This is a genomic window from Klebsiella sp. F11 (assembly GCF_056712265.1).
Map to the genome: position 1 here is coordinate 5,153,196 of NZ_CM160060.1, position 25,909 is coordinate 5,179,104.

At 54.4% G+C, this 25,909-nt stretch carries 21 protein-coding genes and 3 pseudogenes; 13 read left to right on the forward strand and 11 right to left on the reverse strand.

The window, feature by feature from the left end:
• Positions 1-20: 20 nt before the first annotated feature.
• From AC1M2H_RS25345 to AC1M2H_RS25360, 4 genes are read right to left on the reverse strand one after another with little or no spacing between them, the layout of a single operon-like run.
• The gene (locus AC1M2H_RS25345; RefSeq protein ID WP_208492789.1) at positions 21-1,340 is read right to left on the reverse strand and encodes an MFS transporter; all 1,320 of its coding nucleotides are present in this window, start codon (positions 1,338-1,340) and stop codon (positions 21-23) included.
• A 32-nt stretch (positions 1,341-1,372) separates the two neighbouring features.
• The gene (locus AC1M2H_RS25350; RefSeq protein ID WP_480149523.1) at positions 1,373-2,326 is read right to left on the reverse strand and encodes a phosphoglycerate dehydrogenase; all 954 of its coding nucleotides are present in this window, start codon (positions 2,324-2,326) and stop codon (positions 1,373-1,375) included.
• A gap of 54 nt (positions 2,327-2,380) precedes the next feature.
• Positions 2,381-3,265, reverse strand: coding sequence for a dihydrodipicolinate synthase family protein (locus AC1M2H_RS25355; RefSeq protein ID WP_208492788.1), 885 nt, complete (start codon positions 3,263-3,265; stop codon positions 2,381-2,383).
• Positions 3,266-3,282: 17 nt separating this feature from the next.
• Complete coding sequence (locus AC1M2H_RS25360) at positions 3,283-4,431, reverse strand: iron-containing alcohol dehydrogenase (RefSeq protein ID WP_208492787.1); 1,149 nt, start codon at positions 4,429-4,431, stop codon at positions 3,283-3,285.
• 189 nt (positions 4,432-4,620) lie between these two features.
• Between AC1M2H_RS25360 and dtnK the strand changes: the two genes are divergently transcribed.
• The 3 genes from dtnK to AC1M2H_RS25375 are packed head-to-tail and all read left to right on the forward strand — an operon-like array spanning position 4,621 to position 7,645.
• Positions 4,621-5,892 (forward strand): D-threonate kinase, encoded by a 1,272-nt coding sequence (gene dtnK, locus AC1M2H_RS25365; RefSeq protein WP_208492786.1) that lies wholly within the window; start codon positions 4,621-4,623, stop codon positions 5,890-5,892.
• Complete coding sequence (locus tag AC1M2H_RS25370) at positions 5,885-6,865, forward strand: D-threonate 4-phosphate dehydrogenase (protein ID WP_208492785.1); 981 nt, start codon at positions 5,885-5,887, stop codon at positions 6,863-6,865. Before dtnK ends, AC1M2H_RS25370 begins: the two co-directional genes overlap by 8 nt.
• A gap of 6 nt (positions 6,866-6,871) precedes the next feature.
• The gene (locus tag AC1M2H_RS25375; RefSeq protein ID WP_480149524.1) at positions 6,872-7,645 is read left to right on the forward strand and encodes a DeoR/GlpR family DNA-binding transcription regulator; all 774 of its coding nucleotides are present in this window, start codon (positions 6,872-6,874) and stop codon (positions 7,643-7,645) included.
• Positions 7,646-8,219: 574 nt separating this feature from the next.
• On the opposite strand, the pseudogene AC1M2H_RS25380 reads toward AC1M2H_RS25375, so the two are convergent.
• The 3 genes and pseudogenes from AC1M2H_RS25380 to AC1M2H_RS25390 all read right to left on the reverse strand — a co-directional run bounded on the left by AC1M2H_RS25380 (position 8,220) and on the right by AC1M2H_RS25390 (position 11,452).
• Positions 8,220-9,427 (reverse strand): annotated as a pseudogene (locus AC1M2H_RS25380) (IS3 family transposase).
• Between the two features lie 680 nt (positions 9,428-10,107).
• On the reverse strand, positions 10,108-11,007 hold the full coding sequence (gene sigJ / locus AC1M2H_RS25385) for an RNA polymerase sigma factor SigJ (RefSeq protein WP_480149525.1): 900 nt from the start codon (positions 11,005-11,007) through the stop codon (positions 10,108-10,110).
• 1 nt (position 11,008) lies between these two features.
• The gene (locus tag AC1M2H_RS25390) at positions 11,009-11,452 is read right to left on the reverse strand and encodes a carboxymuconolactone decarboxylase family protein (RefSeq protein WP_480149526.1); all 444 of its coding nucleotides are present in this window, start codon (positions 11,450-11,452) and stop codon (positions 11,009-11,011) included.
• A 406-nt stretch (positions 11,453-11,858) separates the two neighbouring features.
• Here AC1M2H_RS25390 and AC1M2H_RS25395 point away from each other — a divergent pair, with 406 nt between their 5' ends.
• The gene (locus AC1M2H_RS25395; RefSeq protein WP_480149527.1) at positions 11,859-12,827 is read left to right on the forward strand and encodes a helix-turn-helix transcriptional regulator; all 969 of its coding nucleotides are present in this window, start codon (positions 11,859-11,861) and stop codon (positions 12,825-12,827) included.
• 195 nt (positions 12,828-13,022) lie between these two features.
• Positions 13,023-15,053, forward strand: a complete 2,031-nt coding sequence (locus tag AC1M2H_RS25400; protein ID WP_480152034.1) for a TonB-dependent siderophore receptor — start codon at positions 13,023-13,025, stop codon at positions 15,051-15,053.
• A gap of 385 nt (positions 15,054-15,438) precedes the next feature.
• On the opposite strand, the pseudogene AC1M2H_RS25405 reads toward AC1M2H_RS25400, so the two are convergent.
• From AC1M2H_RS25405 to AC1M2H_RS25420, 4 genes and pseudogenes are all read right to left on the reverse strand, one after another.
• Positions 15,439-15,630: pseudogene (locus tag AC1M2H_RS25405) on the reverse strand (hypothetical protein); the annotation flags it as partial.
• 128 nt (positions 15,631-15,758) lie between these two features.
• Positions 15,759-16,571, reverse strand: coding sequence for a MetQ/NlpA family ABC transporter substrate-binding protein (locus AC1M2H_RS25410; RefSeq protein ID WP_045856970.1), 813 nt, complete (start codon positions 16,569-16,571; stop codon positions 15,759-15,761).
• Between the two features lie 17 nt (positions 16,572-16,588).
• Positions 16,589-17,257, reverse strand: a complete 669-nt coding sequence (locus tag AC1M2H_RS25415; RefSeq protein WP_045856968.1) for a methionine ABC transporter permease — start codon at positions 17,255-17,257, stop codon at positions 16,589-16,591.
• Positions 17,250-18,275, reverse strand: coding sequence for a methionine ABC transporter ATP-binding protein (locus AC1M2H_RS25420; RefSeq protein ID WP_480149528.1), 1,026 nt, complete (start codon positions 18,273-18,275; stop codon positions 17,250-17,252). Before AC1M2H_RS25420 ends, AC1M2H_RS25415 begins: the two co-directional genes overlap by 8 nt.
• A 362-nt stretch (positions 18,276-18,637) precedes the next feature.
• Between AC1M2H_RS25420 and AC1M2H_RS25425 the strand changes: the two are divergent.
• The 8 genes and pseudogenes from AC1M2H_RS25425 to AC1M2H_RS25460 all read left to right on the forward strand — a co-directional run.
• A pseudogene (locus AC1M2H_RS25425) lies at positions 18,638-18,826 on the forward strand (Arm DNA-binding domain-containing protein); the annotation flags it as partial.
• A gap of 199 nt (positions 18,827-19,025) precedes the next feature.
• On the forward strand, positions 19,026-19,907 hold the full coding sequence (locus tag AC1M2H_RS25430; RefSeq protein WP_480149529.1) for a glycine betaine ABC transporter substrate-binding protein: 882 nt from the start codon (positions 19,026-19,028) through the stop codon (positions 19,905-19,907).
• Positions 19,908-19,916: 9 nt separating this feature from the next.
• The gene (locus tag AC1M2H_RS25435) at positions 19,917-21,461 is read left to right on the forward strand and encodes an HAL/PAL/TAL family ammonia-lyase (protein WP_480149530.1); all 1,545 of its coding nucleotides are present in this window, start codon (positions 19,917-19,919) and stop codon (positions 21,459-21,461) included.
• A complete protein-coding gene (locus tag AC1M2H_RS25440) occupies positions 21,461-22,084 on the forward strand; it encodes an ABC transporter permease (protein WP_480149531.1) in 624 nt (207 codons plus the stop codon). Before AC1M2H_RS25435 ends, AC1M2H_RS25440 begins: the two co-directional genes overlap by 1 nt.
• Positions 22,081-22,713, forward strand: a complete 633-nt coding sequence (locus AC1M2H_RS25445) for an ABC transporter permease (RefSeq protein ID WP_045856955.1) — start codon at positions 22,081-22,083, stop codon at positions 22,711-22,713. Before AC1M2H_RS25440 ends, AC1M2H_RS25445 begins: the two co-directional genes overlap by 4 nt.
• A 12-nt stretch (positions 22,714-22,725) precedes the next feature.
• Positions 22,726-23,697: an ABC transporter ATP-binding protein gene (locus AC1M2H_RS25450; RefSeq protein ID WP_480149532.1), complete on the forward strand. Its 972-nt coding sequence runs from the start codon at positions 22,726-22,728 to the stop codon at positions 23,695-23,697.
• On the forward strand, positions 23,694-24,698 hold the full coding sequence (locus AC1M2H_RS25455) for an ornithine cyclodeaminase family protein (protein WP_480149533.1): 1,005 nt from the start codon (positions 23,694-23,696) through the stop codon (positions 24,696-24,698). Before AC1M2H_RS25450 ends, AC1M2H_RS25455 begins: the two co-directional genes overlap by 4 nt.
• Positions 24,695-25,501 (forward strand): phosphate/phosphite/phosphonate ABC transporter substrate-binding protein, encoded by an 807-nt coding sequence (locus AC1M2H_RS25460; RefSeq protein ID WP_480149534.1) that lies wholly within the window; start codon positions 24,695-24,697, stop codon positions 25,499-25,501. The genes AC1M2H_RS25455 and AC1M2H_RS25460 overlap by 4 nt, the downstream gene beginning before the upstream one ends.
• Positions 25,502-25,909 lie beyond the last annotated feature (408 nt).

Here is a 25,909-nt window from a genome sequence, read left to right on the forward strand (position 1 = left end):
CGATACGGCAGGTTTGGCACTTACGCACCGCTTACAACGGAATGTGAATGATGTCGCTGTTCCTCATCCACGATAGGTTCAACTCTCCCCATCAGGAACAGGTAGTTAAGAATACCAATCACGACCAGCACAGCAGAGAACACCAGTGCCCATGTAAAGTTTCCAGTTGCGCCGACGATGGCACCGGTTACGATCGGCCCCACCGCGCCACCCATGTTTGATACCGTATTTTGCAGGCCAGCCACAATTGATACGCTGTTTTTCGGTGCCACATCACCCGGTAGAGCCCAGACTTGAGAAGCTGCTACAGTGGTACCGGATTTAGCGATACACAGCAGCAACACGGTCGTAAATACCGAATCAGTGAACGGAGCGAAACCGATGCACAGGGCCATCAGCAGACCAATGGTGAGGAACAGTTTGCGTGTAGCCGTCAGCGACAGCACTTTGTTGTGTACCATACGATCTGATGCCCAACCCGCCAGCACTTCAATCACCATACCGCAAATCAGGGGCAGAGCAGCGACCATCCCCATCTTGAGGAAATCCATGCCTTTGTCTTTCACCAGATACGTCGGCAGCCAGGTGATAAAGAAATACGAGGTGTAGTTGATGGTGAAGAAACCAATACACATTGCCCAGATGTTGCGATACCGCAGCAGCTTGTACCATTTCATTGGCAGCACGCTCTTATCGCCGTGCTTTTGGGCCTGACCATCACGTATCAAACGCACTTCATCCTGACTAATCGATTTATGATCTTCAGGATTCTCGGAGTAGATGAAGTACCAGGCAATCACCCAGAGCAACCCGATAGCACCAATCGCAAGGAAAGTCAGACGCCAGTCAAACATGGCTATCATGAATACGATCAGCGGCATAGCAACGGCACCACCAAACTTCGATGCGCTATCAAACAGGCCGGAAACGGTGGCGCGTTCACGATCCGGGAACCAGCGCGCGGTGATGCCCGCATTGCTGGGATAGGCAGCGGCTTCGCCGACACCTAGCGCTAAACGCAGTGCCAGCAGTGATTTAAAGCCCGTGGCGAGGCCCATAGCCATCGTAGCGATTGACCACCATCCCACGGCAATACCGAGGCCTTTTTTCTGACCAAAGCGGTCGGCGAACCAACCTGCCGGGATCTGCAATAGCGCATAGGACCAGAAGAAAGCCGCCATAATAAATCCCATCAATTCAGGATTCATGTCGAATTCTTTGATCAGATGCGGCGCGGCTGCAGAGAGTACCGTTCGGTCAATATAGTTAATGGCGATCGCCAGCCACATCAGGCCAGCAATCCACCAACGAATGCGGGTAGAGCGAGAGGTGTTGTTCATAATATTATTTCACCTGTCAGAAAAAGGGCCGATTACTCCAGCCCGTTCATCACGTTTACCGGGCGTTCGCCCTGTTTGATGCACTGCACAATCTGTGTCACGCAACGTTCTCCAATGGCACTGATGGCGCCATCGGTATAACCCGCGATATGTGAAGTCGGAATAAAGTTGCTCAGGCTGAACAGCGGATGTTCTGCCAGGGGTTCCTGTTCGAACACGTCGGCAGCGGCACCTGCAATGACGTTATCCAGCAACGCCTGATACAGATCCTTTTCATTCACTATTCCACCGCGTGAGGCATTGATCAGGAAAGCGCTCTTCTTCATACATTTGATGCGTGAAGCATCGAACAGGTTGCGTGTTTTGTCCGTCAGCGGCATGTGCAACGTAATGAAATCGCTGTTCTCGGTAAGTTGATCCAGCGTGACAAATTCGATGCCGTGTTCAGCGGCAAAGGTTTCATCGTGATAGAAATCAAAAGCAACCACACGCATGTTGAAACCCTTGGCTCGGAGCGCTACTTGTTTGCCGATATTGCCGAGGCCAATAATTCCCAGCGTTTTGCCATATACATCGGTGGCAAAAATACGTGGCCACTTACCGGAGCGGGTTTCAATTGCCGCCTGGGTTATCTGACGTGCGCTGTTCAGGATCAGCGCAAAGGCAAAATCAGCAACCGCGTGTTTGTTGGCATCCGGTACGTTTGTTACATAGATGCCCCGCGCGCGCGTCGCATCCAAATTGATATTGTCGACGCCAACGCCGTGTTTACAGACGATCTTCAGCCGCGGCGCTTGCGCTAACAATTCTTCATTGACATCGGTAAAGGCGACGATCATTGCCACGGTATCCGCCAGATGAGGCGCCAGTTCGCTCAGTGGCGCATCGGCTGGCAGTGTGATCAGCTCGAAACCATGTTGTTGCAGGGCGTCGATAGGCTGCGCATCGTATTTGGCGAATGAGGGCGAAGTACAGATTATTTTCATAGTTCTTCCCGGTCCTGATATTGGAACGGGCAGCAACGGCTGCCCAATCGGTCATTACTGCAAATACTGGTTCACTATCTGGCGGATCTTCTGCTCTTCTTCTGCAGAGAAGCTGACCGCATAACGGCTGCTCCCCACATCGGAACCCAGCAGTGAAACAGCTTTCTTCACGGTCGCAGGCGGAAAACCGACGCTATAAAGATCGGTGCGCAGGCCAGTGATGTTCTCTTGTGCCTGGCGCGAACCTTCGATGTCGCCCGCGTGGAAACGTGCCCAGATGGCATTGATCTCTTTTGGCGCCACGTTTGCCAGACCAGAAATACAGGCGGTGCAGCCTTCGACAAAGCCGCGATGGATCAACGAGTCTGGACCGGTAAGTACGTTAAAATTATCCATTCCTTCTACCGCCTGTAGGAAACTGCTCAGGCTCTCATAACTGCCAGCACTGTCTTTGATGCCGATGATGTTCGGGTGCGACGCCAGAGTACGTACTGTCTCCGGCTGCAGAGTGTTACCGGTACGTGCCGGTATGTTGTACAGGTAAAGCGGCACATCGATATCGTCAGCAACAGCGCGGTAGTGTGCAATCAGCTCTTCCTGCTTCAGCGGGACGAAATAGGGGGTGATCACAGAAACCGCATCGACGCCCAGTTTGGCAACCTGTTTGCCCAGACGGATAGTTTCACGTGTGGAAATCTCACCGATGTGCGCCACAACCGGTACAGCTCCATTCACTTCATCAACGCAGGTTTCGGTGACCGCCAGCTTCTCTTGCTCGTTCAGCACAAAGAACTCCCCGTTGGTGCCGCCGCAGAAAATACCGTTGCCTGCGTTCAACTGCCGCTGGACCTGAACCCGTTGAGCCGAAGGATTGAAAGCGCCTTCGCTGTCAAAAGTGGTGACGATGGCGGTTAATACGCCCTGAATTTTCTTGTTCATGATTCCCTCATTAGTCCTTAGTGATTCAAAGCCGGAAAGAGCGTCAGGTAGACGTTTCGCACGTCATCGGCGCCTACTTTCATCGGTACATTCTTCATCAGACGCTGGACATCGAGCGCGGCTTCAACCAGATACGGCAGGTGATCCGGGCCGATGCCTAATTCTTCCAGGCTGGCTGGAAGTTTGAGGCGTTTCACCAACGCGGCGAAATAAGCCACCAGCGCGTGAGATTTGGCTTCTTCATCCAGTGTGCTGTCGGCGTCAGGCAACAAATCGTAGGCCTGCGCGAACTTACTCACCGCGGCCGGACGTACAAAACGCATGCACGGAGCCAGCAGAATGGCATTCGCCACACCATGCGGCAGATGGTATTTGCCGCCCAATGGATAGGACATGGCGTGAACCAGATGGGTACCGGCGTGGGCAATGGCCGCGCCGCCGTAGTAAGAGGCCCAAAGCATGTTCAGACGCGCTTCCAGGTTGCCCGGTTCGGCAATGGTGGTTTCAAGGCTGGCAAACAGTTTTTTCATGCCGATTAGCGCGTAGTTGTCACTCACCGGGTTGGAAATGGTGGCGGTAAAACACTCGATCAGATGGCACAGCGCATCGATACCGGTTGAAGAGGCGATATGAGGCGGCATACTGGTGGTCAGTTCTGGCACCAGTGCCACATAATCTGGCAACATCACGGGAGTGATAATGCCGACTTTGGTCTCTTTCTCTGGGATCGCCAGAATGGCGTTCGGGGTGGCTTCTGAGCCGGTGCCAGCGGTGGTCGGGATCAACAGCGATGCAGTACGGGTTTGCGGTTTCTCACCGGCCAGTAGCTCATCCAGCGTGGGAGCGCTGTCAACGCACAGGATGGAAAGCAGTTTCGCCACATCCAGCACGCTGCCTCCCCCAACCCCAATCACCAAATCGACATCGGTTGAAGGTAACGCGGCAATAATGGCCGCGACATCGTGCTGGCTGGGTTCGGGCGGTACACTGTTGATAATGCTCAAACTGCTGATCTGCTGCTTCAGCTGTGCGATCAGCGACTTAACCGCTGAAATGCCTTCGATATTCTTGTCGGTTACCAGAAGCGCCTTCTTTTTGTCTTGCAGCAGATAGCTGAGGTTGTTCAGCGCCTGAAAGCCACTGATCACGGTGCTGTTGATATTCATTTCATACCCTTCTCGCGTTTTTGCACAAAATGATTACTTTTACTCATTCAGTGCGGCCTTTGTCACTACAGCGCCTAAATTTATAGGACAAAGCGGTTTCAAATAATTTGATCTTGATCACATATAATCAATCATGATTTAATATAATCATAAACAGTACGATGAACCACCGGTAGCAGAGCAAAGAGAATGACTAAACAATCATGGAAAACGCCGGTCCTGGTGATCGCGGATGACTTTACTGGTGCCAATGATGCCGGAAGCGGGCTGGCGCGAGTTGGCGCAAACGTGCATGTGCTGTTTGATAGCAGCACGCCAAACGATGCCGAAAACGCCGATGTATTGGTGATCAGTACTGATAGCCGCGCGATGAGTGCAGCAGACGCTGCGTATCGTACGGCGCTGGCCGTACAGCAGTATCAGTCGATAGCCCGGGATGGTTGGCTATTTAAAAAGATCGATTCAACGTTACGTGGCAATCCCGGTGCAGAAATTGAAGCCGCCTTGCGCACCAGTGGGAAAACCTTAGCCCTGGTGGCGCCTGCCGTTCCCAGGCTGGGCCGTACGACACGTGAAGGCGAGGTGTGGATCAACCAGCAACGTCTGACCGATACCGAATTTGCCAGTGATCCTAAAACCCCGGTTACCAGCGGTCATGTTTTAACGTGCCTGCAAATGCAGAGTGAGATGGCAGGAGAAACTCTCGACCTGGCTACGGTGCGCGGCGGCAAGCTGGCGCAAGTACTCGCCAGTAAGCGGGGGTTAGTGGTGGTGGATGCTGAGCTGGATACCGACATCGCGCTATTAGTGGCGGCTGCAGCGACCTTACCTACGCGCCCGCTGCTGGCAGGAGCCTCCGGGTTGGGCGATGCGCTCGGTGAGTTTCTCGCGGAACGCCCTTCGCGGCCAGTGCTGGCGATCGTGGGTTCGATGAGCGCCATTGCACAGCAACAGATTGCCCGTCTCGCCATGCAGCGCAATATCAGCATTATCGACATCGATATTCGCCAACTGTTTGCTCAGCCTGCATGGCCGCAGGCGGCCGAATGGCAGCTGTCGATACAGCAGAAATTGCGAGCCGGTGCGCATTGTGTGGTGCGTACCACTCAGTATACCGATCAGCGTCACGACATCGAACAGCTGTGTCAGCAACATCAGGTCTCACGTCAGGAATTAGGGGAAGGCATTTGTCTGTTCCTCGCGCAACTGACGCGCAAAGTGTGTCGCGATACGCTCCCTGCCGGCTTGTATCTCTCCGGCGGAGATGTGGCGATTGCCGTGGCACAGGCGCTTGGCGCCAAGGGTTTCCAGATTCAGGGCCTGGTCGCGGGCTGCGTACCGCACGGGGTTCTGCTTAACAGCGAATTACACCTGCCGGTGATGACCAAAGCAGGTGGCTTTGGTGATGAAAACACCCTGGTAGAAGCCATACGTTTCATTGAGGAGAAGTCGAGTGAATAAAATTATTGCGGTGACCATGGGCGATCCCGCGGGCATCAGCCCGGAGATTATCATTAAAGCGTTAGCAGAAGGCGAACTGGCAGGTATTCCCGCCGTTGTAGTCGGCTGCGCCAGCACGCTGCGCCGGGTGATAGGATTGAACATTACGCCGCAGGCTGAACTACGCGTACTGAATAACGTGAAAGATGCTCATTTCGCCCCGGGGATCATCAACGTTATCGACGAGCCTCTGGCCAACCCTGCTGCCCTGAAGCCAGGCGTAGTTCAGAAAGAAGCAGGCGACCTCGCCTGGCGCTGTGTGAAGCGCGCAACCGAACTGGCGTTGGCCGGTGAAGTGCATGCCATTGCCACCGCTCCGTTAAACAAAGAGGCGCTGCATTCCGCCGGGCACATCTATCCGGGGCACACCGAGCTGCTGGCGCATCTCACGAACACCAAAAATTACGCAATGGTGCTCTATACCGATCATCTAAAAGTGATACACGTAACCACGCACATAGCGTTGCGTAAGTTCCTCGACACCCTGAACGGAGAGCGCATTCGAACCGTGATTGGTATGGCCGACAGCTTCCTGCGCCGGGTTGGTTTTGAGAAGCCACGCATTGCGGTAGCTGGTGTGAACCCACATGCGGGAGAGAATGGTCTGTTTGGCGATGAAGAGATCTCCACGGTCGCGCCAGCAATCAAAGCGATGAAAGAGAAAGGTATTGATGTGTATGGCCCTTGCCCACCGGATACCGTGTTCCTGCAGTGTCAACAAGGTCAGTACGATATGGTGGTGGCTATGTATCACGACCAGGGGCATATTCCTCTGAAATTATTAGGATTTTATGATGGTGTAAATATTACCGCTGGTCTACCGTTTATCCGTACCTCAGCGGACCATGGCACGGCGTTCGATATCGCCTGGACAGGTAAGGCAAACTCTGCGAGCATGGCGATATCGATTAAACTTGCGATGCAGCTTGCATAGGGAAATATGAAGGGACAAAGCCGTCTCGACCAGATTATGGATTATTTAAAAAGTCATAATCTGGTTACTGTAGAACAGCTGGTGAGTGCAATTTCTGCCTCGCCAGCGACTATCCGCCGCGATCTGATCAAGCTCGACAAAGAAGGCGTCATTAGCCGGAGTCATGGTGGAGTTGCACTCAATCGCTTCATTCCCTCGCAACCAACGACACTGGAAAAAATGCAGCGTAACCTGGCGGAGAAGCAGGCCATCGCGCAGCTTGCCGCCAGCTGTGTGCAGTCAGGCGATTCGATCGTACTGGACGCTGGCACCACCATGCTCGAGCTGGCGCGTCAACTGACTCATCTGCATTTGCGGGTAATTACCTCCGATCTGCATATCGCGCTATTCCTTTCTGAATTCAAACAGATTGAAACCACCATCATTGGCGGCCGTATTGATGACTCCAGCCAGTCCTGTATCGGCGAACACGGGCGTCGACTGTTGCGCAGCATTAATCCGGATATTGCGTTTGTGAGTTGTAACTCATGGAGTATCGATCGCGGCATCACCGCGCCCACAGAAGATAAGGCCGGGCTGAAGATTGATCTATTGGCCAATGCCCGCCGCCGCATACTTCTGGCCGATAGCAGTAAATATGGTTCCTGGTCCCTTTTTTGCGCGGCACCTATTGATAGTCTGACTGGTGTCGTGACCGATTCAAACCTCAACGAGGCTGTATGCAATAATTTGCGCGAACGAGGTATATCCCTACAGATTGCTGCATGCACAACACTATAATTGAATATTTTCTAAATATTCAGCCTGTTATGGCAATATCCATTAAATACTGAATACTCATGTCAACAATGACGTCCGCCTGCAATTTGTATCAGTACAGCTGAATCGAACGCCTCCCCTGCGTCCTCATCTTTCACAGCTTAATAAACCGGACGCAGAGAAACTCACGCGATATGCCGAAAATCAGGGAACGAAGGTCGATGATGAAACGTACCGTGCGACATTAAACGCTGAACAGAAATGCCGGGCTGAAATAGCCCGCAAGCAGCTGTGGACTACAGACATCGATAATGTACCGAATGATTCAACAGAATGATAGACGGCGGGTTTTAGGCATCTCTTATAGCGAGTAAGCGCCTCAGACTCAATCTCTGCTTTAACAATGTGTGATATCTATCAACTCCCCCCAACCAACCACGCCATAAAAAAATAATAATAATCTATTTCAGGTATGGCACAGACAGACCCACAGATGCAATTACATACTGTAATATTAATACGATCCCACTACCTGATATTTTAGATGAAAACCGTTGCTGATCTTGACCCGCCATCTCCGGACAGCTTTTGTATCTTAAGTTAACGATGCCCGCTGCCGCCGGTACTCTCTCGGAGAGTGATATCCCAGCGCACTGTGCGGGTGATTTTCATTCTAGTGATTGAACGCCGCTGCAAGGTTCTGTAGCGCTGTTCCCACATCTGGTTTTGGCATGAACGCGATGTAATCTTCCTTCATCGTTTTCACGAACCGTTCGGCCATGCCGTTACTTTGTGCGCTGCTCACCGCTGTTGTACACGGCTCCAGATTCAGTTCTCGCGCGAACTTCTTCGTTTCATGCGCGGTGTACGCTGAACCGTTATCTGTCAGCCACTGCACTGGTTTACCCGGCAGCGTGCTACCGAAGCGCCTTTCCACTGACCTCAGCATCACATCCTGTACCGTTGAACTGTCGTAGCCTCCCGTGCTCGCTGCCCAGTCTATGGCCTCCCGGTCGCAACAGTCCAGTGCGAACGTCACCCGAAGCTTCTCGCCGTTGTCACAACCGAACTCGAAGCCGTCTGAACACCAGCGCATATCGCTTTCCGCTACCGCGATTTTGCCTTTATGCTCCCGCTTCGGACGCTCTGGTTTATCACGCAACAACAGCAGGTTATGCTCGCTCATTATCCTGTAAAGCCGTTTGGCGTTCACCGGTGGAAGTCCCTCTACACGGCGTTGCTTACGCAGGATACCCCACACCCGCCGGTAACCGTAGCTGGGCATGTCGCTGATGATGCCGAGGATCTCCGACAGTATCTCTGCATCAGCTTCGTCATTACGCCGGTTGCTGCGCCTGTCCTGCCAGTCGGCAGAGCGGCTCACCCGCAGTGATAACTGCGCACGCGACACGCTCATGGTGCGACTAACCAGAGCTATTCCCCGTCCTTTGGCAACAAGGGCGCGTGCGCTATCCATTTTCGCGACTGGCCGTACTCCACCGCTTCTTTGAGGATCTCAACTTCCATCGTCTTCTTACCCAGGAGACGCTGTAGTTCCCGGACCTGTTTGAGTGCAGTCGCCAGCTCCGAAGCCGGAACCACTTCCTCTCCGGCCGCAACGGCGGTGAGGCTACCTTCCTGATATTGCTTCTTCCATTTAAACAGCAGACTGGGCTGAATACCGTGCAGACGAGCAACGTGGGAGACATTCATACCCGGCTCCATTGTTTGCTGGATGATGGCAATTTTCTCTTGCGGAGTCTTACGCTTACGGGCTTCTTGCCCTAACAGGATCCCGGTCATCTCAAAATTAACATGGTTGTTAGACATATATTTAAGCCTATCTCTTATCTGGAGATACAGCTACTGTCCGGTGTTTCAGGGGGCTACATCAGATGAAAACCGTTGCTAAGCTTGACCCGAAATACTGTTCCATTCAGAAACAGAATTCTTGCATTCCCCCCTACACGAAGGTAGGCCGATGAAAAAATACTATTCGCCGAAATACATTTTCCCCAGAACCAGACCCAGGATACGTGGCGCAGAATCGAGGCCTGGAGCAAATACTATAACCAGAGATGTCTCATTCTGCACTGGGATGGATAACTCCGTGTGAATTCGCTGAGAAATCCACCGATTGCTAAAATATACAGCAGGACTGAAGCCAGTTGTTACTGATTATGACTGGATCATATCCGAAATCAGGGTCATCATTTTTATCTACATATAAAATACGGGTCAAACCATGGGTCTTGACAGCAATCTCGATTATAATTTATGTCATATCTCAACTTAATAAAAAGCTGAATGTTCCCGAGTCCGGGCACCACTATTCAGAGAATCCGCCCACAAGGCGGTTTTTTGATTTTCTGCGGTCGGACTCTCCAGCGAACTGCATTCGATTATTCGCCACCAGCGGCTCTCCCCTTCGGGGCCGTCACGAAACCCGTTGTGTTTTATCCAGTGACTGGAATATCGCATTTTTAGCGCAGGGGTATTTCCCATAAACGTCCGAGTCGTGAAAGCTTGTCCGGGTTGCGTACAATAAATATCTGCGCAAGATGACCATCGATATCAAGAGCAAAACTGACTGCCGCTGCGATATGGTTTTGGTCAAAGAGCAAAACGCCTTGCAGGCCGTTGATGCGCGCGGGTCGCCATTCATAGGTTCGCCAAAATACAGACAGTTTACCGCCGATGAACTCAAGAACGTCGATTTTGCCGATAATCGGTGTCGGATTGGCGGAAACTTTGCCGCCGCCATCCGCGCTGAGCGTAATATCTTCTGACAGCAGAGCAGAAAGCGGTTTGATATTCCCGGTTTCCACCGCGGCTTTGAAAGAGGCAAGCAACGTTTCCTGCCGTTCCTCTGGAATAACGCTACGTACCTGCGAGTGGCCAACTTTTTCCCGCGCGCGTGACACCAGTTTACGACAGGTTGCCTCTTCTGCGTCCAGAGTTATGGCAAGATCTGCGTAGGGGAGGTCAAAGATATCATGAAGCAAATACGCCGCGCGTTCGCGGGGCGTAAGCCTTTCGAGCAGTAGCATAAAGGCCATTGATAGCGATGATGAAAGTTCCAGCATTTGCTGCTCGGATGTTTCAACGGCCATTGTCTGAAGAGGTTCCGGAAGCCAGACGCCGATATAGTCAGTGCGAGCCTGCTGCGCGCCGCGCAGCAGATCAAGACAGCGACGAGTACAGACCGTAGTCAGCCAGGCAGCTGGATTCAGGATTGGGCGTCGATCCGCATGCAGCCACTTAATAAAGGTGTCTTGCACAGCATCTTCCGCATCGGCCAAAGAGCCTAAAATGCGATAGGCGAGGCCGTTCAGAAACGGCCTTCTGGATTCGAACAGATCTGCGTACTTTTCGTCTTGCATATTAATGGCCGGAAATATGGATTCTATTCCAGAGATTTATCATAGTGATATTGGCGGTCAGCGCACTAATTTCCTCCTCAGAAAAGTGCTCACGCAACTCCGCGCGCAGAGGGCCATAATCGGTGTGACGTTCAAGCCGCGTTAGCGCCTCCGTCCAGGCTAACGCCGCCCGTTCGCGAGACGTGAAATCATCGACATGCCTCCATACTATCACGCTGTCCAGACGAGCATCGGTTTCACCGTCCTCGCGAGCCTCTTTGGTATGCATTTTGACACAGTAGCCGCAGCCGTTGATTTGCGAAGCACACAACAACACGAGATGGTAGATCTTACGTTCCAGACCGTGCGAGTCGATACTGCCATGCACTTTCAGCAGGGCGGAGAAAACATTGGCAATTGTTTGCGAGTGATTTACCGGGGCGGTATTCATTAAAGGTGTCGACATTTCAATTCCTCATTTATGTAGTTAGCACATAAAGATGACGAATGAGAGAAGTGAGCTGTGACCGCCCGGACAATAAAATTTAGAAGTCGGAAGGTCATGTAAAACCACATCCATACATTGATAAGGAACGGCGCGGATTTAATAAAACGACCGTGGCGGTCGCTAACAAAATCATGGCAATAAGCCTCTCTGTGAGCAGGACGAAAGACCGGATACTTCAGTTTAGACTGGCACTGTTTTCAGGGAGGAGATCAAGTCCATAAATGACTCTGAGGCGTCTGTTAAACCCGTGGCGACTCAAAAGAATCGCCGACATAAGTGAGAATAATTATCGTTTCCTCTTGTTCGTTATATCTCTTTGGTCTGATAATACTTCACCATCGTTTCCTGATTTCCTGTGACGAATATGACCAACCACCACGCCGCCACGCCGTCGCCGCAATCATTTTTAGTTGAAGACTTCTTAGATTTTGGCGAACGTTATGGAATCGACTACCGTTTCCCGACGCTTTCGTCGCGCAACAGTTGTGATAAAGATCGGCACACTGTCGTACGAGGGAGCGTTGAAGAGACGTTGCTGCCATCAGGTATTCAACTCACCCATTCCCACGTGCAGGTTATGCAGCCGTATGAATCCACTTCGCTGCGTAGTTCACCGATGTGCTCGCTGATCGTTCTGGAGGGTTGCTTACGTATCCGGCTGGACAAGCGGTATTTTATCGTGCGTCCAGGGATGGCGCTAACCACCCGACTAGGCGAGCAATGGGTGATGAACGTTAGTCATCAGGCGGATGCGCAATTGAAGACGATGGTGCTGGGATTCTCTCCTGAGACCCTGCAGCTATCGCCAGCAATGGCCGATCTGTTATCCGAATGGGGGCAGATGAAATATCCTTGCTGTCTATGGTCCGTGCCGGAGTATTTACTGGCCGGCATCCATGCGGCCCTGGCGTGCAGCTCCCCGCTTATAACACGCCAGTTGCTGTTGGACGGGGTGGCAATGCAGGTTCTGGGGCATGCAATGATGGCGGAATGCCCGGTATCGCCACTGTTCCCTCCCGGCGAGTGGAGACGGCTTGAAGGCGTACGTCAGCGACTGGAGCAGCAGCCGCAACAGGAGCATACGCTGTACGAGCTGGCGCGCAATGCGGCAATGAGCCCCAGTAGCCTCAGCGCTAAGTTCCGTCAGGCGTATGGCGACTCAGTGTTCGATTACCTGCGTGACCGTCGGCTGGCGCTGGCGTATCAGCATCTACAACAGGGTTACAGCGTCCAGCAGGCGGCGTGGATGTCCGGCTATCAACACGCCACGAATTTTGCCACTGCTTTTCGCCGCCGCTACGGTATCGCGCCAAGCGCGGTACGCAATAGTTAACTCTCTTTTGTTGTTGCTCATACATAACTCATCGCCGCGCATAGCCGGAGAATGGCATGGCGCAGTGATAATGGCGTTTCCTGTGCTTTAAATAATGAGGATTTAATAATGGGAATCGCCTTTACGCTGAAACGCTCTGTTCTTTTGTGTGGTCTGGCAGCCACCTTTCCCTCCTGCGGCTTTGCCGAAGATAGCATGACGGTTACCGGCTCTGCGGCGGACGCTTCGGATGCACCAACCAGCGGCTACACGGTTACCAGCAGTAAAGGAGCGACCAAAACAGACAAACCGTTGATCACCACCGGGCAGTCGATTTCAGTCATTACCCGTCAGCAGATGGAAGATCAAGGCGCTTTAACGGTCAATGAAGCGCTGAACTACACCGCCGGAGCTTTCACCAACTTTGCCGGAGCGGCAACGCGCTATGACACAGTATCTCTGCGAGGATTCCACGGTAGCGACGTCGACAACGTATTCCTCGATGGCCTACGGCTGATGAGCGATGCAGGTAGTTATAACGTATTACAAGTCGACCCCTGGTTCCTCGAACGTATCGACGTGATTAAAGGGCCCTCCTCCGCACTGTATGGCCAGACCGTACCGGGAGGTCTGGTGATGGAAACCTCAAAAAATCCGCTGTTCACGGAGCAGGGCCATATCCGCCTGATGGGCGGCAGCAATAACACGAAAGGGGCTGCTTTTGATTACACCAACGCGATTAACGATCAGCTGGCGTTTCGCCTGACTGGCCTGACGCGTTCCAGCGATACGCAGTACCAGCACACGCGTGAAGAAAAATACGCGATTTCGCCGTCGCTGCTCTGGCAACCCAACGCAGACACCTCGTTACTGCTGCGAGCCTATCTGGCAAAAGATCCATCCGGGGGCTACCACAGCGCGGTACCGGGCGAAGGCAGCATTACCGAACATAACGGCTATAAACTGAGCAATGGTTTCTATGATGGCGACAGTAAGCTCGATCAGTTCAAACGCCGTCAGCAGATCTACAGCCTGGCGTTTTCGCATAGCTTTAACGAAACCTGGGCATTCCGCACTAATGCCAGCTATTCCCACTCTAATGTCGATCTCGATCAGGTGTATCAGATAGGCTGGGATTCCAGCAATTCGGACTTGTTAAATCGCTACTACTCCGGCTCGCGATCGTCTCTGAACGCCTGGGCGATCGATAACCAACTGGAGGCGGACTTCAACACTGGCGAGCTTCAGCATAAAGTCGTGCTCGGCACAGAATACCATCAGTATAAAAACAACCTCAGAGACGCAAGCGGCTACGCCAATCAGTTGAACGCCCGTACCGGTGAAGCGGTGGGCCCCCGCTATAATTATGACTTCTATGGCAGTCAGCGGCGCTACTCTCAAACGGGGGTATACCTGCAGGATGAAATGGAGTGGAACCGCTGGCATCTGGATCTTTCAGGTCGCTATGATCGCATTGTGTCACAGACCGATACCTACGCCACCGGCGTAAAACACCGCCGTCAGGACGACCATGTCGGTGGCCGCGCCTCATTGCTTTACGCGTTCGATCACGGTATTTCACCCTACGTCAGCTATAGCCAGGCCATTACGCCACAGTCGCTCTCCGGACAGGACGGCAACATCCTGAAGCCCACCACCGCAGAACAATATGAAGCCGGGGTGAAATACCAACCGGTCGGCACCAGGGATCTCTACAGTATTGCGATATACGACCTGACTCAGAAAGACGTGGGCAACCGCATCGTACGCGAGGCTTACTACGAGCCGGTCGGGAAAGTTCATTCGCAAGGGATTGAGTTGGAAGCACATAACCAACTGACGTCAAATTTAAGCGTCATCGCCAGTTATACCTTGAGCCGGGTACGTTTTAAAGACACGGTTGACGGCAACGATGGACACACGCCATACCTGTCCCCCAATTCCATGGCTTCAGCCTGGGGTTACTACCAGTTTGACTACGGTTTGTCCGCCGGCGCTGGCGTGCGCTACATCGGTAAGCAGTGGGCTGATAACGAAAACAGTACCCGTTTAACATCTGTGACGCTCGTGGATGCTTCCGTACGCGCCAATCTCGGCGCCTGGAACAGTAGCCTGAAAGGCGCCTGGCTACAGCTGAATGCCAATAACTTGACCGACCGTAAATATGTGGCGGCCTGCTATGGTACCGGATATTGCTACTGGGGAGCAGAACGCGCCATCGTTGCCACCGTGGGTTACGATTTCTGATCTTTAGCGCCTTGAGCCCTTCGATGACCAGGGTATCCATACCTGTAGCGGGAAGGGCCGTTAAGCAGCAAACTGTAACGGTGTGACTGCTCCTCGCCGTTTATGGCGGGGAGCAGTCACTGTTCAGATATCTTCGCAACTCATCAATAAATGTTCGAACACGCGCTGGTAGATGTCTGCGGCTGGGATATATCACATGGACGGCGATCTCTGCCGCACTTATTCCCGGCAAAACTTCAACCAGCTTGCCTTCGTCAGTTCCCGTGCCACGACAAAGGGAGGCAGAAGCCCGATCCCCATGCCTTCCGTCGCTGCGGCCCGGAAGGGGTGGTGTTCACCAACGGGGAGTATATGCAGATGACCGCCGCTCAGAACGTGGCGACGAGTTACGGGCATTAGCCCCCCGATGTGGGCTGATATTTATCGTAGCCCGGAGGTGGCACATTTCGGCGTTGAGAGCCGCCTCAACGCCGATTTTCTTCATGAGGAGATCGAACTGGCTGAGATCTTCATGGATTTTGAGATTTTTGGCCAGTTCGTTAGCCAGAGCCTGCAACTGTTTTTGTCCATAACACAACCTGTTTTTGATGGTGGATTGAACCTATCAAAATCAGGCAATGACACAATCTTATGTACAGGCTCGCAGGGCCGGCTTTTCCACGCTATTTCAGTTTCCCCAGCCCGGAACCTCAAACGGTAAAAAACTCAGTTACTGACAGGGATCACCGCGCCTTTATACTTAGTGCGGATCCAATCCTGAATCTCTTTCGAGTGCAGCACGGTCACCAGCGCTTTAATATCCGGCTTATTCTCATCACCGCGATGTACGGTAATAATATTAGCATACGGGTTATTCTCACCGCTCTCTACCGCGATAGGATCTTTAACTGGGTTCAGGCCCGCATCAATCGCATAGTTGGCGTTAATCACCACCGCATCGCCTTCATCATTGTTATACATCTGCGGCAGCAACGCGCCCTCAACGTTAGGCAGGAACTTCAGGTGCTTCGGGTTTTCAACGATGTCGGTAATGCGCGCATCGATCTTGCTCACGCCTGGCTTCAGCTTAATCACGCCCTCTTTCTCAAAGATAGACAGAATACGCCCCTCTTCCGCCACCGCATCACGCATAATCACTTTGCCGTTCTCCGGCAAGTCTTTCAGTGACTTAAACTTCCTGGAATAGATACCGATTGGCTCGATATGAATTGCGCCCGCGCTGACAAAATCATAGGTCTTATCGCCCGCGTGATCTTTCAGTACGCTGTTCAGATACGGAACATGCTGGAAATAGTTAGCATCTATATCACGGCTCGCCAGCGCAGTGTTCGGCAGGATGTAATCCTGGAACGGTTTGATCTCCAGATCGATACCCTGCTTCGCCAAAATTGGCTTCGCCTGCTCCAGAATTTCAGCGTGCGGTACGTTGGATGCGCCAACGGTCAACGTGTCCGCCCATGCGCTCAGGCTCATGGCACCCAGGGTTGCTGCAGCCAGCAGCGTCAGTGTTTTTTTCATTTGGATTTTCCTAAAAGTTAACGTTTATCGAGCCATGTGGTCAGAACATCACCTAAAAACTGGATGACAAAAACAATCACCAGAATCATTACCGTCGCTACCAGAGTTACATCGCCGTGGTTACGTTGAAAACCCTCAAGATATGCCAGATTACCCAGGCCACCTGCGCCAATGACGCCTGCCATCGCGCTGTAGCTCACCAGCGCAATCAGCGTCACGGTAATACCGGAAACCAGGGCGGGCGAAGACTCCGGCAACAGCACGCGGAAAATCAGCGTACTCAACCGCGCGCCCATTGAGCGCGACGCTTCAATCACGCCTTTATCCACTTCGCGCAGGCCAATCTCCACCAGACGGGCATAGAACGGTGCCGCGCCTACAATCAGTGCGGGCAGCGCTGCGTTTGCGCCGAGGATGGTGCCAATCAGCGTTTTGGTAAACGGGATCAGCAAAACAATCAAAATAATGAAAGGAATGGAGCGGAACACATTTACCAGAATGGAAATCACGCCGTAGATGGCGCGGTTCTGGAACAGGCCACCGCGCGCAGTCAGAAACAGCGCCAGCCCAAACAGGATGCCAAGCACAAAGGTCGCCAACCCGGAAAGTGCAGTCATATACAGCGTTTCACCGGTGGCAGCCCACAGCTGGTCAACTTTCAAATGCGGGAACAGAGACTCAAACATGCTTTACCACCTCGGTTGAAATTTCATGGGCGTGCAGATCGGCCAGAATGCTTTCCAGCTGCGTGCCAGAGGCAGGAACCTGCAGCCACAGCTCACCAAAGGTGCCGTTGGCAGTTTGCATCATCTTTCCGTGCAAAATATTAAATGGCAGGGCGTACTTCAGTATCAACTCACCGACGATCGGCTGCTGAGTGTTCTGCCCAACGAAGGTCAGTTTCAGCACAGATCCCGCCCCGGCATCCACCAGGTCGGCATTAAAAGGCGTATCGGCGCTGCTGTATACGGCGGTCTGTTTCACGAACTGGCGTGTGATTGGCTGCTGCGGGTGGGTAAAGACCGACAATACCTCGCCCTCTTCCACAATGCGGCCCGCTTCCATCACCGCCACGCGATGACAGATTTTGCGTACCACATGCATCTCGTGAGTGATCAGCACAATGGTCAGCTTCAACTTGCGGTTGATATCCAGCAGCAGATCGAGGATCGCGTCGGTAGTCTGAGGGTCAAGCGCCGAGGTAGCCTCGTCGCACAGCAGCACATCCGGGCTGTTGGCCAGCGCACGGGCAATCCCCACTCGCTGCTTCTGACCGCCGCTCAACTGGGAGGGATAAGCACGTTCTTTACCGCTCAGGCCGACCAGTTCAATTAGCTCCTGCACCCGGCGCTGGATCATCGCCTTTGGTGCCCCGGCAATTTGCAACGAGAAGGCGATGTTTTCACTGACGGTACGCGACCAAAGCAAATTAAAATGCTGGAACACCATGCTGATTTTTAGCCGTGCCCGGCGCAGCGCTTCGCCGCTGGCCTGAGCAATATCCTGGCCGCTAATCATCACACAGCCGGAAGTGGTTTTTTCCAGGCCGTTCAACAAGCGGATTAGGGTACTTTTCCCCGCACCGCTGTAGCCGATAATCCCGTAAATCTGGCCCTGTTCAACCTGCATACTGACGTTGTCAACGGCGGTAACCTGACCGGAACGGACATTGAATATTTTAGAAACGTTGCGTAAAACTATCATCCATCTCCAGCCTGTTTTCTGCCGTCACATCAGGCAAATATATTGATTAATTAAATTGATTATTATATGTGGATTATTGATAGAACTAATTCCCAAATGATATTAAGCAGGAAGGAAACTATTGGAAATGACTGAAATGATATGAATTATATCTATAAAGAATATAAACGCAGCTGTTGAACCTCTGGCGTTCTGAAAACAGGGGATTTTGGGACAGGGCTGCAACGAAATGATTGCACCACTGGACAGTGGCGCTGAATGTGGTATCAGACCAGCATTTGCACTTCTATGAATTCCTATTTTTTTGATTCAACAGGCTGGCGTAAAAAGTCTCTCCGATCGACAACTGAAATGCCCCTCGCATGTTAACTGACAGCAAGATCCGCTCAGCAAAACCTCTCGTAAAATCATACCAACTCACTGACTCGCAAGGCCTGTACTTCACAGTATTGACCAGCGGCACGAAGCGATGGTATTTCCGTTATCGCCTCGGTGGTAAAGAAAGCCGTCTGGCCTTTGGCTCCTATCCTCAAACCATGCTGGCGAAAGCCCACGCCGATACAATTCTCATCTGCCTGAAACTCCTATCTGGACTGTTTATTTAGCGGGGCGAGAATCAACAGAGCATGCTTTGCCATTTTCGTTATAAGAAAGAATGAATTTCTATTTCATCCCTCATCCTTATGCTGCTAGCTTCGCTGGTTTGTATATACAAGTAAATTCATGCTTTTTTTTTCGGAGATACCGGGGATGAACATAAAAAACAAACTGGCAGCATCCTGGCTGGCGCTGGGACTGATTACCGTGCAGGCGCAGGCAGCAGATTTCGTTGTTGGCAGTAAAAACTTTACCGAACAATATATCCTGGCGGAAATTTATGCCCGAGCGCTGGAGCAGTCGGGCCTCTCCGTTGAGCGTAAAACAAACCTGGGCGGAACCTTAATCGCCCACGCTGCTCTGCTGAAAGGCGAAATTGATATGTATCCGGAATATACCGGTACGGCGCTCAGCGCGGTGGTGAAAGGCACGCCCTCCTCCGACGCCGCACAGGTATTTAAACAGGTCAGCGACGCCTACCAGCAGCAATACCATCTTACCTGGCTACAGCCTGCCCGCGTGAACAACGGCTACGCGCTGCTGATTAGCAAACAGACGGCAGAAAAATACCACCTGAAAACGCTCTCCGATCTCGCTAAAGCCGCTCCGCAACTGACTATTGGGGCAGGCGCGGAGTTTGGCGATCGCCAGGACGGCCTGAAAGGGCTGGAGCAAACCTATGGCATTAAATTTAAAGCCTTCCGCCAGTTTGCCAAAGTCGGCCTGCGTTACGACGCCCTTGCAGCCGGACAAATCGACGTAGCAAACGGCTTTGCCACCGACTGGCAAATCGCTGAAAACCAGTACGTTGCGCTTGACGATGACAAACACCTCTTCCCTCCTTACGAAGTTGCGCCAGTTGTGCGCGACGCGGCGCTGCAGGCGCATCCCCAGGTTCGCGATATTTTAAATAACGTCAGCCAGCTGCTTGATAACGCCACCATGCAAAAACTGAATGCGGAAGTGGAAAAGAATAAAGAAGAACCGCGCGACGTGGCGGAAGACTTTTTGCGCAAAAAGGGCCTAATCAAATAGGGTACGCTCGTGACAACGACACTTATGCTGGGTGATGCACCGCTCACGCTTGAAGACGTGCGGGCGGTCGCCGACTGCGGCCAGACTGTCGCGCTAGGAACGCAGGCGCAGCAGGCCATTAGCGCATCTTTTGATTTTCTGATGCACAGCATCAGCGCCGGAAAGCGTATCTATGGCGTCACCACCGGACTCGGCGCAAATGTCGATACCACGCTACTGCACGCGCAGGATGGCCGCCACGATGAGGATCTGCTACAGGCAATTCAGCGGCGAATCCCGCTGGCGCGGGCGGTCGGCGTAGGGCAGCAGGCAACGCCTGCGCAGGTCCGCGCGATAATGCTGGCGCGTCTTGCGGGCCTGGCACAGGGCGCATCGGGCATTTCTTTGCCCGTGGTGCAGACGTTGCTGGCCTTTCTCAACGAAGGCATTCATCCCCGCGTTCCGCTTATCGGTTCGATCGGCGAAGCGGATCTCGCGCCGCTGGCGCATATCGGCCGTGCGCTCGTTGCCGATGGCGAGGCCGAATATCGGGGCTCGGTGGCACCGGTCTCCACGTTGCTGCACCAGACTGGAGTGGCGCCTGCACCGCTGCGCGGAAAAGACGGGCTGGCGCTGGTCTCATCCAATGCCGCAAGCGTCGGCCTCGGTGCGCTGCTTCTGCTGGATATAGCCCGGTTAATCAACGCTCACGCGGGTGCCATAGCGCTCTCGTTTGAAGCGTTTCGCGCCAACGTCACGCCGCTAACTCCCTGGGCGGCGCGAATGCGCCCTGCGCCGCAGCAGGCAGAAACCGCCGCCTGGCTGCTGTCGCTGCTGGACGGCAGCCCGCTGCTCCAGCCCGACGGCGCACGCACCTTGCAGGACCCGCTCAGCTTCCGCTGCGTCGCACCGGTGCTGGCCTGCGTGCGCCACGCCTGGCTAAATGCGCGCGCGGCGGTCGAACTGGAGCTCAACAGCGCCGACGACAACCCCGGCCTGCTGGCAGAGCCGGAACTGGTGCTGGCAAATGCCAATTTTGACGTCACGCATCTGGCGCTGGCGCTGGAAAGCCTCGGGCTGGCCCTCGCCCGCCATGCCGCGTGCAGCGGTGAACGCATCATGAAACTGATGTCGCCCGCCGCCAGCGGCCTGCCGCGTTTTCTCACCCGCCACACCGGACAGACAGGTTTCGCCACGCTGCAAAAAACGGTTTCCGCACTGGTCAGCGACATCGCACACCATGCCCAGCCGCTCTCCCCACTGACAATACCGGTGGCCGATCGGGTTGAAGATTATGCCTCGCAGGCAATGGGCATCGTAGCCAAAACCACGCGACTGCTGGAAAGCCTGCGCTATCTGGTAGCAATTGAACTGTTGGTGGCCGCGCAGGCGCTGGATCTTCAGGAGGCCCCTCAGCCCGGGCGCTATGCGGCGGCGCTACATGACAACATTCGCGCCCGGGTGGCGCCGCTGGATGAAGACCGCGCCAGCGCTGGCGACATTTCCGTTCTGGCCGACGCGATAATGCAGCCGGAATGGCTTGCAGGCCAGGCCGTATTGCTGGAGACCTCCTGATGCGCTGGGCGACACGACACTACGACGACATTCTACTGGCGCTCTGGCAGCACCTGGTACTGGTCGGCGCCGCGATGCTGATGGCGTTCGTTATTTCGCTGTTTCTCGGCATTACCACCGCCCGCCGCCCGCGGCTGTACGCGCTGGTGATGATGGTAACCAGCATGATTTTTTCCATTCCGGGGCTGGCGCTATTCGCCCTGCTCATTCCGTGGCTCGGTATCGGCATGCTGCCGGCTATCGTCGGATTGACGGCCTATGCGCTGATGATCCTCACCCGCAATATTACTGCCGGTTTTCACGCTGTTCCGCTGGACGTCCGCGAAGCGGCGCGCGGAATGGGGTACGGCACCTGGCGCAATCTGCGCGAAGTGGAGCTGCCGCTGGCGCTACCGTTCATCATCACCGGCCTGCGCATTGCCACCACCACGCTTATCGGCATCGCTACGGTCGCGGCATATATCAACGCCGGTGGGCTTGGCTCGATTATCCTCGCCGGGCTGGATCAGCGCTATCCGGAGAAAATATTTATCGGCGGCGGCTTAACGTCACTGCTGGCGATCGGCGCGGATCTGTTTTTTGTCCGGCTCCAGCGGCGTATTTCACAAGGGAGAAGCCAATGATAACGCAGGCATGGCAATGGGTGCTGGATAACCAGCCGCTGTTCTGGCAGGCGGTGGGGCAGCATCTGACTATGTGTGGGCTTGCGCTCAGCATCGCCCTGATTATTGCGATCCCGACGGGAGTGCTGATCGCAAACCTCCCTCGCCTCGCCTTTATCATCACCAGCGGCACCAGCACGCTGCGGACGATCCCAAGCCTTGCGATCCTTGCGGCAGTTATGCCGTTTCTCGGCATTGGCCTGCTGCCCTCGGTCGTCGCGCTGGTGGTGCTGGCCGTGCCGCCGATTTTGCTCAACACGTGCACCAGCATTCAGTCCGTTAACCCGGATACGCTCTCAGCGGCGCGCGGCATGGGGCTCACGTCCTGGCAGGTAACAGGCAGAATCGTGCTGCCTTTGGCGGCCCCCGGTATCCTCGCCGGCTGCCGTACCGCCGCCGTACAGGTGGTCGGCGGAGCGGCATTGGCGTCATTTATCGGCGGCGGCGGTCTGGGTGATTTTGTCACCACCGGCATTGCCATCATGGACATGTCGCGCCTGTTAGTCGGTGCGGTGCCAATTATTCTGCTCGCTGTGGGTATCGAAGCGCTTTTCGCCCTGCTGGAGCGTCTGTTTTATCGGCCTATTTAAAGGGCTAATCTAATGATTAAACTGGAAAATATTAGCAAAATTCATCCCGGATCGCCGCGTAAAGCGCTTGACGATCTCTCCATGACGTTTGAAGAGGGAACCACCACGGCCCTGATTGGCCCTTCCGGCTGCGGCAAAACCACCACCATGCGCTTAATTAACCGCCTGGAACAGCCCACCTCCGGGCGCGTCTGGGTAAACGGGCGCGATGTCGCAGCGGAAGATCCGGTGATGCTGCGTCGGCATATCGGCTACGTCATTCAGAACGTCGGGCTGTTTCCGCATATGACCGTCGCGGACAACATCGCCACGGTGCCGCGCCTGCTGGGCTGGAGCAGCGCGCGCATTCAGGCACGGGTGGAAACCTTGCTTGAGCTGGTAGGACTGGATGCCCGGCACTACGCCAGCCGCTTTCCTGCGGCGCTTTCCGGCGGTCAGCGACAGCGGGTAGGCGTTGCCCGCGCGCTGGCAGCCGATCCGCCCGTCATGCTGATGGATGAACCGTTCGGCGCCATCGATCCCCTGGTTCGTGGGCGGTTACAGATCGAGTTTAAGCAGATTCTGCAGCGCGTGAAAAAGACGGTGATTATCGTCACTCACGATCTTGATGAGGCTATCAAAATGGGCGATCGCATCGCCATTATGCGCGAAGGGCGACTGTGCCAGTACGCCCCGCCCGCCGAAGTGCTCTCAGCTCCGGCAGATGAGTTCGTCGCGGCTTTCGTCGGCAGCGATGCGGCGCTGAAACTGCTTGCTATTACCCCGGTGGCCCAGGCGATGGAAACGTCTCTGACCGCTAATCATCCGCAGCGGCTTGACGTGAACGCCACCCTGAAAGACGCGCTGGCGCTGATGCTTTCCCGGCACGCCGACAGCATCACCATCACCGAATACGGCTCACCCGTCGGCGTATTAACCCGCCAGCGGCTTTTCGACCACGTGCGGTCCAATGCGGACCATACGACCTATGAGAGAAATTTATGACTCAAAGCATCCATTTAACCTGGCTAAACGGCCCTGACGTTGACCAACTGCAGCTCACGGACGCGGAAATCCTCGTGGCGGTGGAGGACGGGCTGAGGGCGCAGGGGCAGAAAAAAACCGTCATTGAACCGCGCGTGCATTTAATTCCCGATAAAGCGTTTAACGGCCACTTCAACGTGCTGCGCGGTTATATCGAGCCGCTGGGGCTCGCGGGGGTGAAAATCGTCGGCGATTATGTCAATAACTATACGCTCGGGCTGCCCTCGGAAATGGCTCTGCTGAACCTTTTCGATCCGCGCACCGGCATGCCGGTTGCCATTCTGGATGCGTCGGCGATTACCGATATGCGCACCGGCGCGCTTACCGCGCTGGGCGCTCGCCACCTCGCCCGCCGCGACAGTAAGGTGCTGGGGCATATCGGCGCACGGGGCACCGCTTACTGGAACGTTCGTCTGCTCAACAGCATTTATGATTTTGATGAAATCCGCATTCATTCCCGTCGCCCGGAAAGCCGTGACGCTTTTGCACGCCGTCTGGAGCAGGATCTCGGCAAAAAAGTCATCGTCACGGACGACTGGGAAAGCTGCGTGCGCGACGCGGATATTGTGGTCGAAGCCTCGCGTCTTGATGCACCGACGCCGCTGTTAAAAACAGAGTGGATAAAACCCGGCGCCTTTGTCGTGCCCTACGGCACCATGAGCGCCGTGGAGCTGTCGCTTACCGACATTATGGATAAGCTGGTGGTGGACGATTGGGGACAGTGCAAAGGAGGCATGTTTGGATCGCTACGGGCCCACGTAGAGGCCGGAAAATTAAGCGAGCATACCCTGCATGCCGAGCTGGGCGAAATTGTCGCCGGGGCGAAACCCGGTCGTGAAAACGATGGCGAAACTATCCTCTTCTGGCATCGCGGGCTGTCGCTAAGCGATATTGCACTGGGGCATGCGATGCTGGAAAAAGCTCGCACGCTGGGTATTGGTCAGGAACTACGCTACCGGTGATCGTTAACGCGCGAATGTACTCGGTCACCCCGGCGGCCGCAGAGGGGTGGAAAAGGCTCCTGCTCGAAGCAGTACGCCGCGCCGGGCTGAAGGCAGAGATTTTTGACTACCCTGCCCCGGCCAGGCTGGAAGGGCTGTGGGCTCGTTCCGATCTGCTGGCGGTATTCATGTGTGGCTGGCCCTTCGCGCAGCGGCGCTTTCCGGTACGCCCCGTGGCCGTGCCGGTTACGGAAGACGCCGCCGGAGAAGGAATACCAGGGCACTACCGTACTCTGTTTATGGTGCCGAAGTCGTCTACCGCCGAAAGGCTGGAAGAGACCTTCGGCGGGCGGCTGGCGTATACCAACCCTGAGTCGCACTCCGGCTATAACGCGGTACGCTATCATCTGTCGACGTACCTTAGCGAGTCGCGAAAAACGCTTTATCGCACGCTTGTCGGGCCGCTGGTGACCCCACGACGCGTGCTGGAAACGCTGGCGGCGGGCGAAGCGGATGTCGGCCCGCTGGATAGCTATGCCTGGTCGCTGCTGTACCGGTATGAACCGGAATTAACGCGCCATGTGCGTATCCTGGCGCGCAGCGCGCCCGCACCGATGCCTTTACTGGTGGCAAGCGACAGGGTTGACCCGCAGACCATTATGGCGCTGCAAACGGCGCTGCTGTCGCTGAATACAGAACAAGATGCCACGCTATTGCGGCCTCTGGGGCTTCGGGGGTTTATCGCCCCCTCCGCCGACGCCTGGCAAGTGCTCTGCGACCGGGAAGAAATTGCGTTCTCCAGGAGCTATAACATGCTGCGCTGAAAACGGCGTGTCATTCTGTCGCCCCATTATTCGCGCCGTATGCTATTACATCGTTATATGGTAGCCACTTCACGCCTTGAGCCGCTCTATAATAGTTTGCCATCCTCGCGCACGCACAAACCGTCATCACGCCCACCCTCTATTGGCAGTTCGAAAATATTCACCAGCTCGCCCGTATCAAGAGATGGCCTGGTGAATAGGTACCTACAGAAGCACAGTCAGTGATAGTCCGTTGTATCACGGGGTACTACAGCGTGCTTCGGTCCTACGGGTATAATAACGGCGGTTTAACGCCAAATAAATCAGAACGGCCGCTCCATGAACAGTCAGGTCGTGTGGCCAAAATTAGTTGACGGCTACAATGATTTAGAGATTCTTTGACGGAATAGAACCAAAGGTACGAACCGG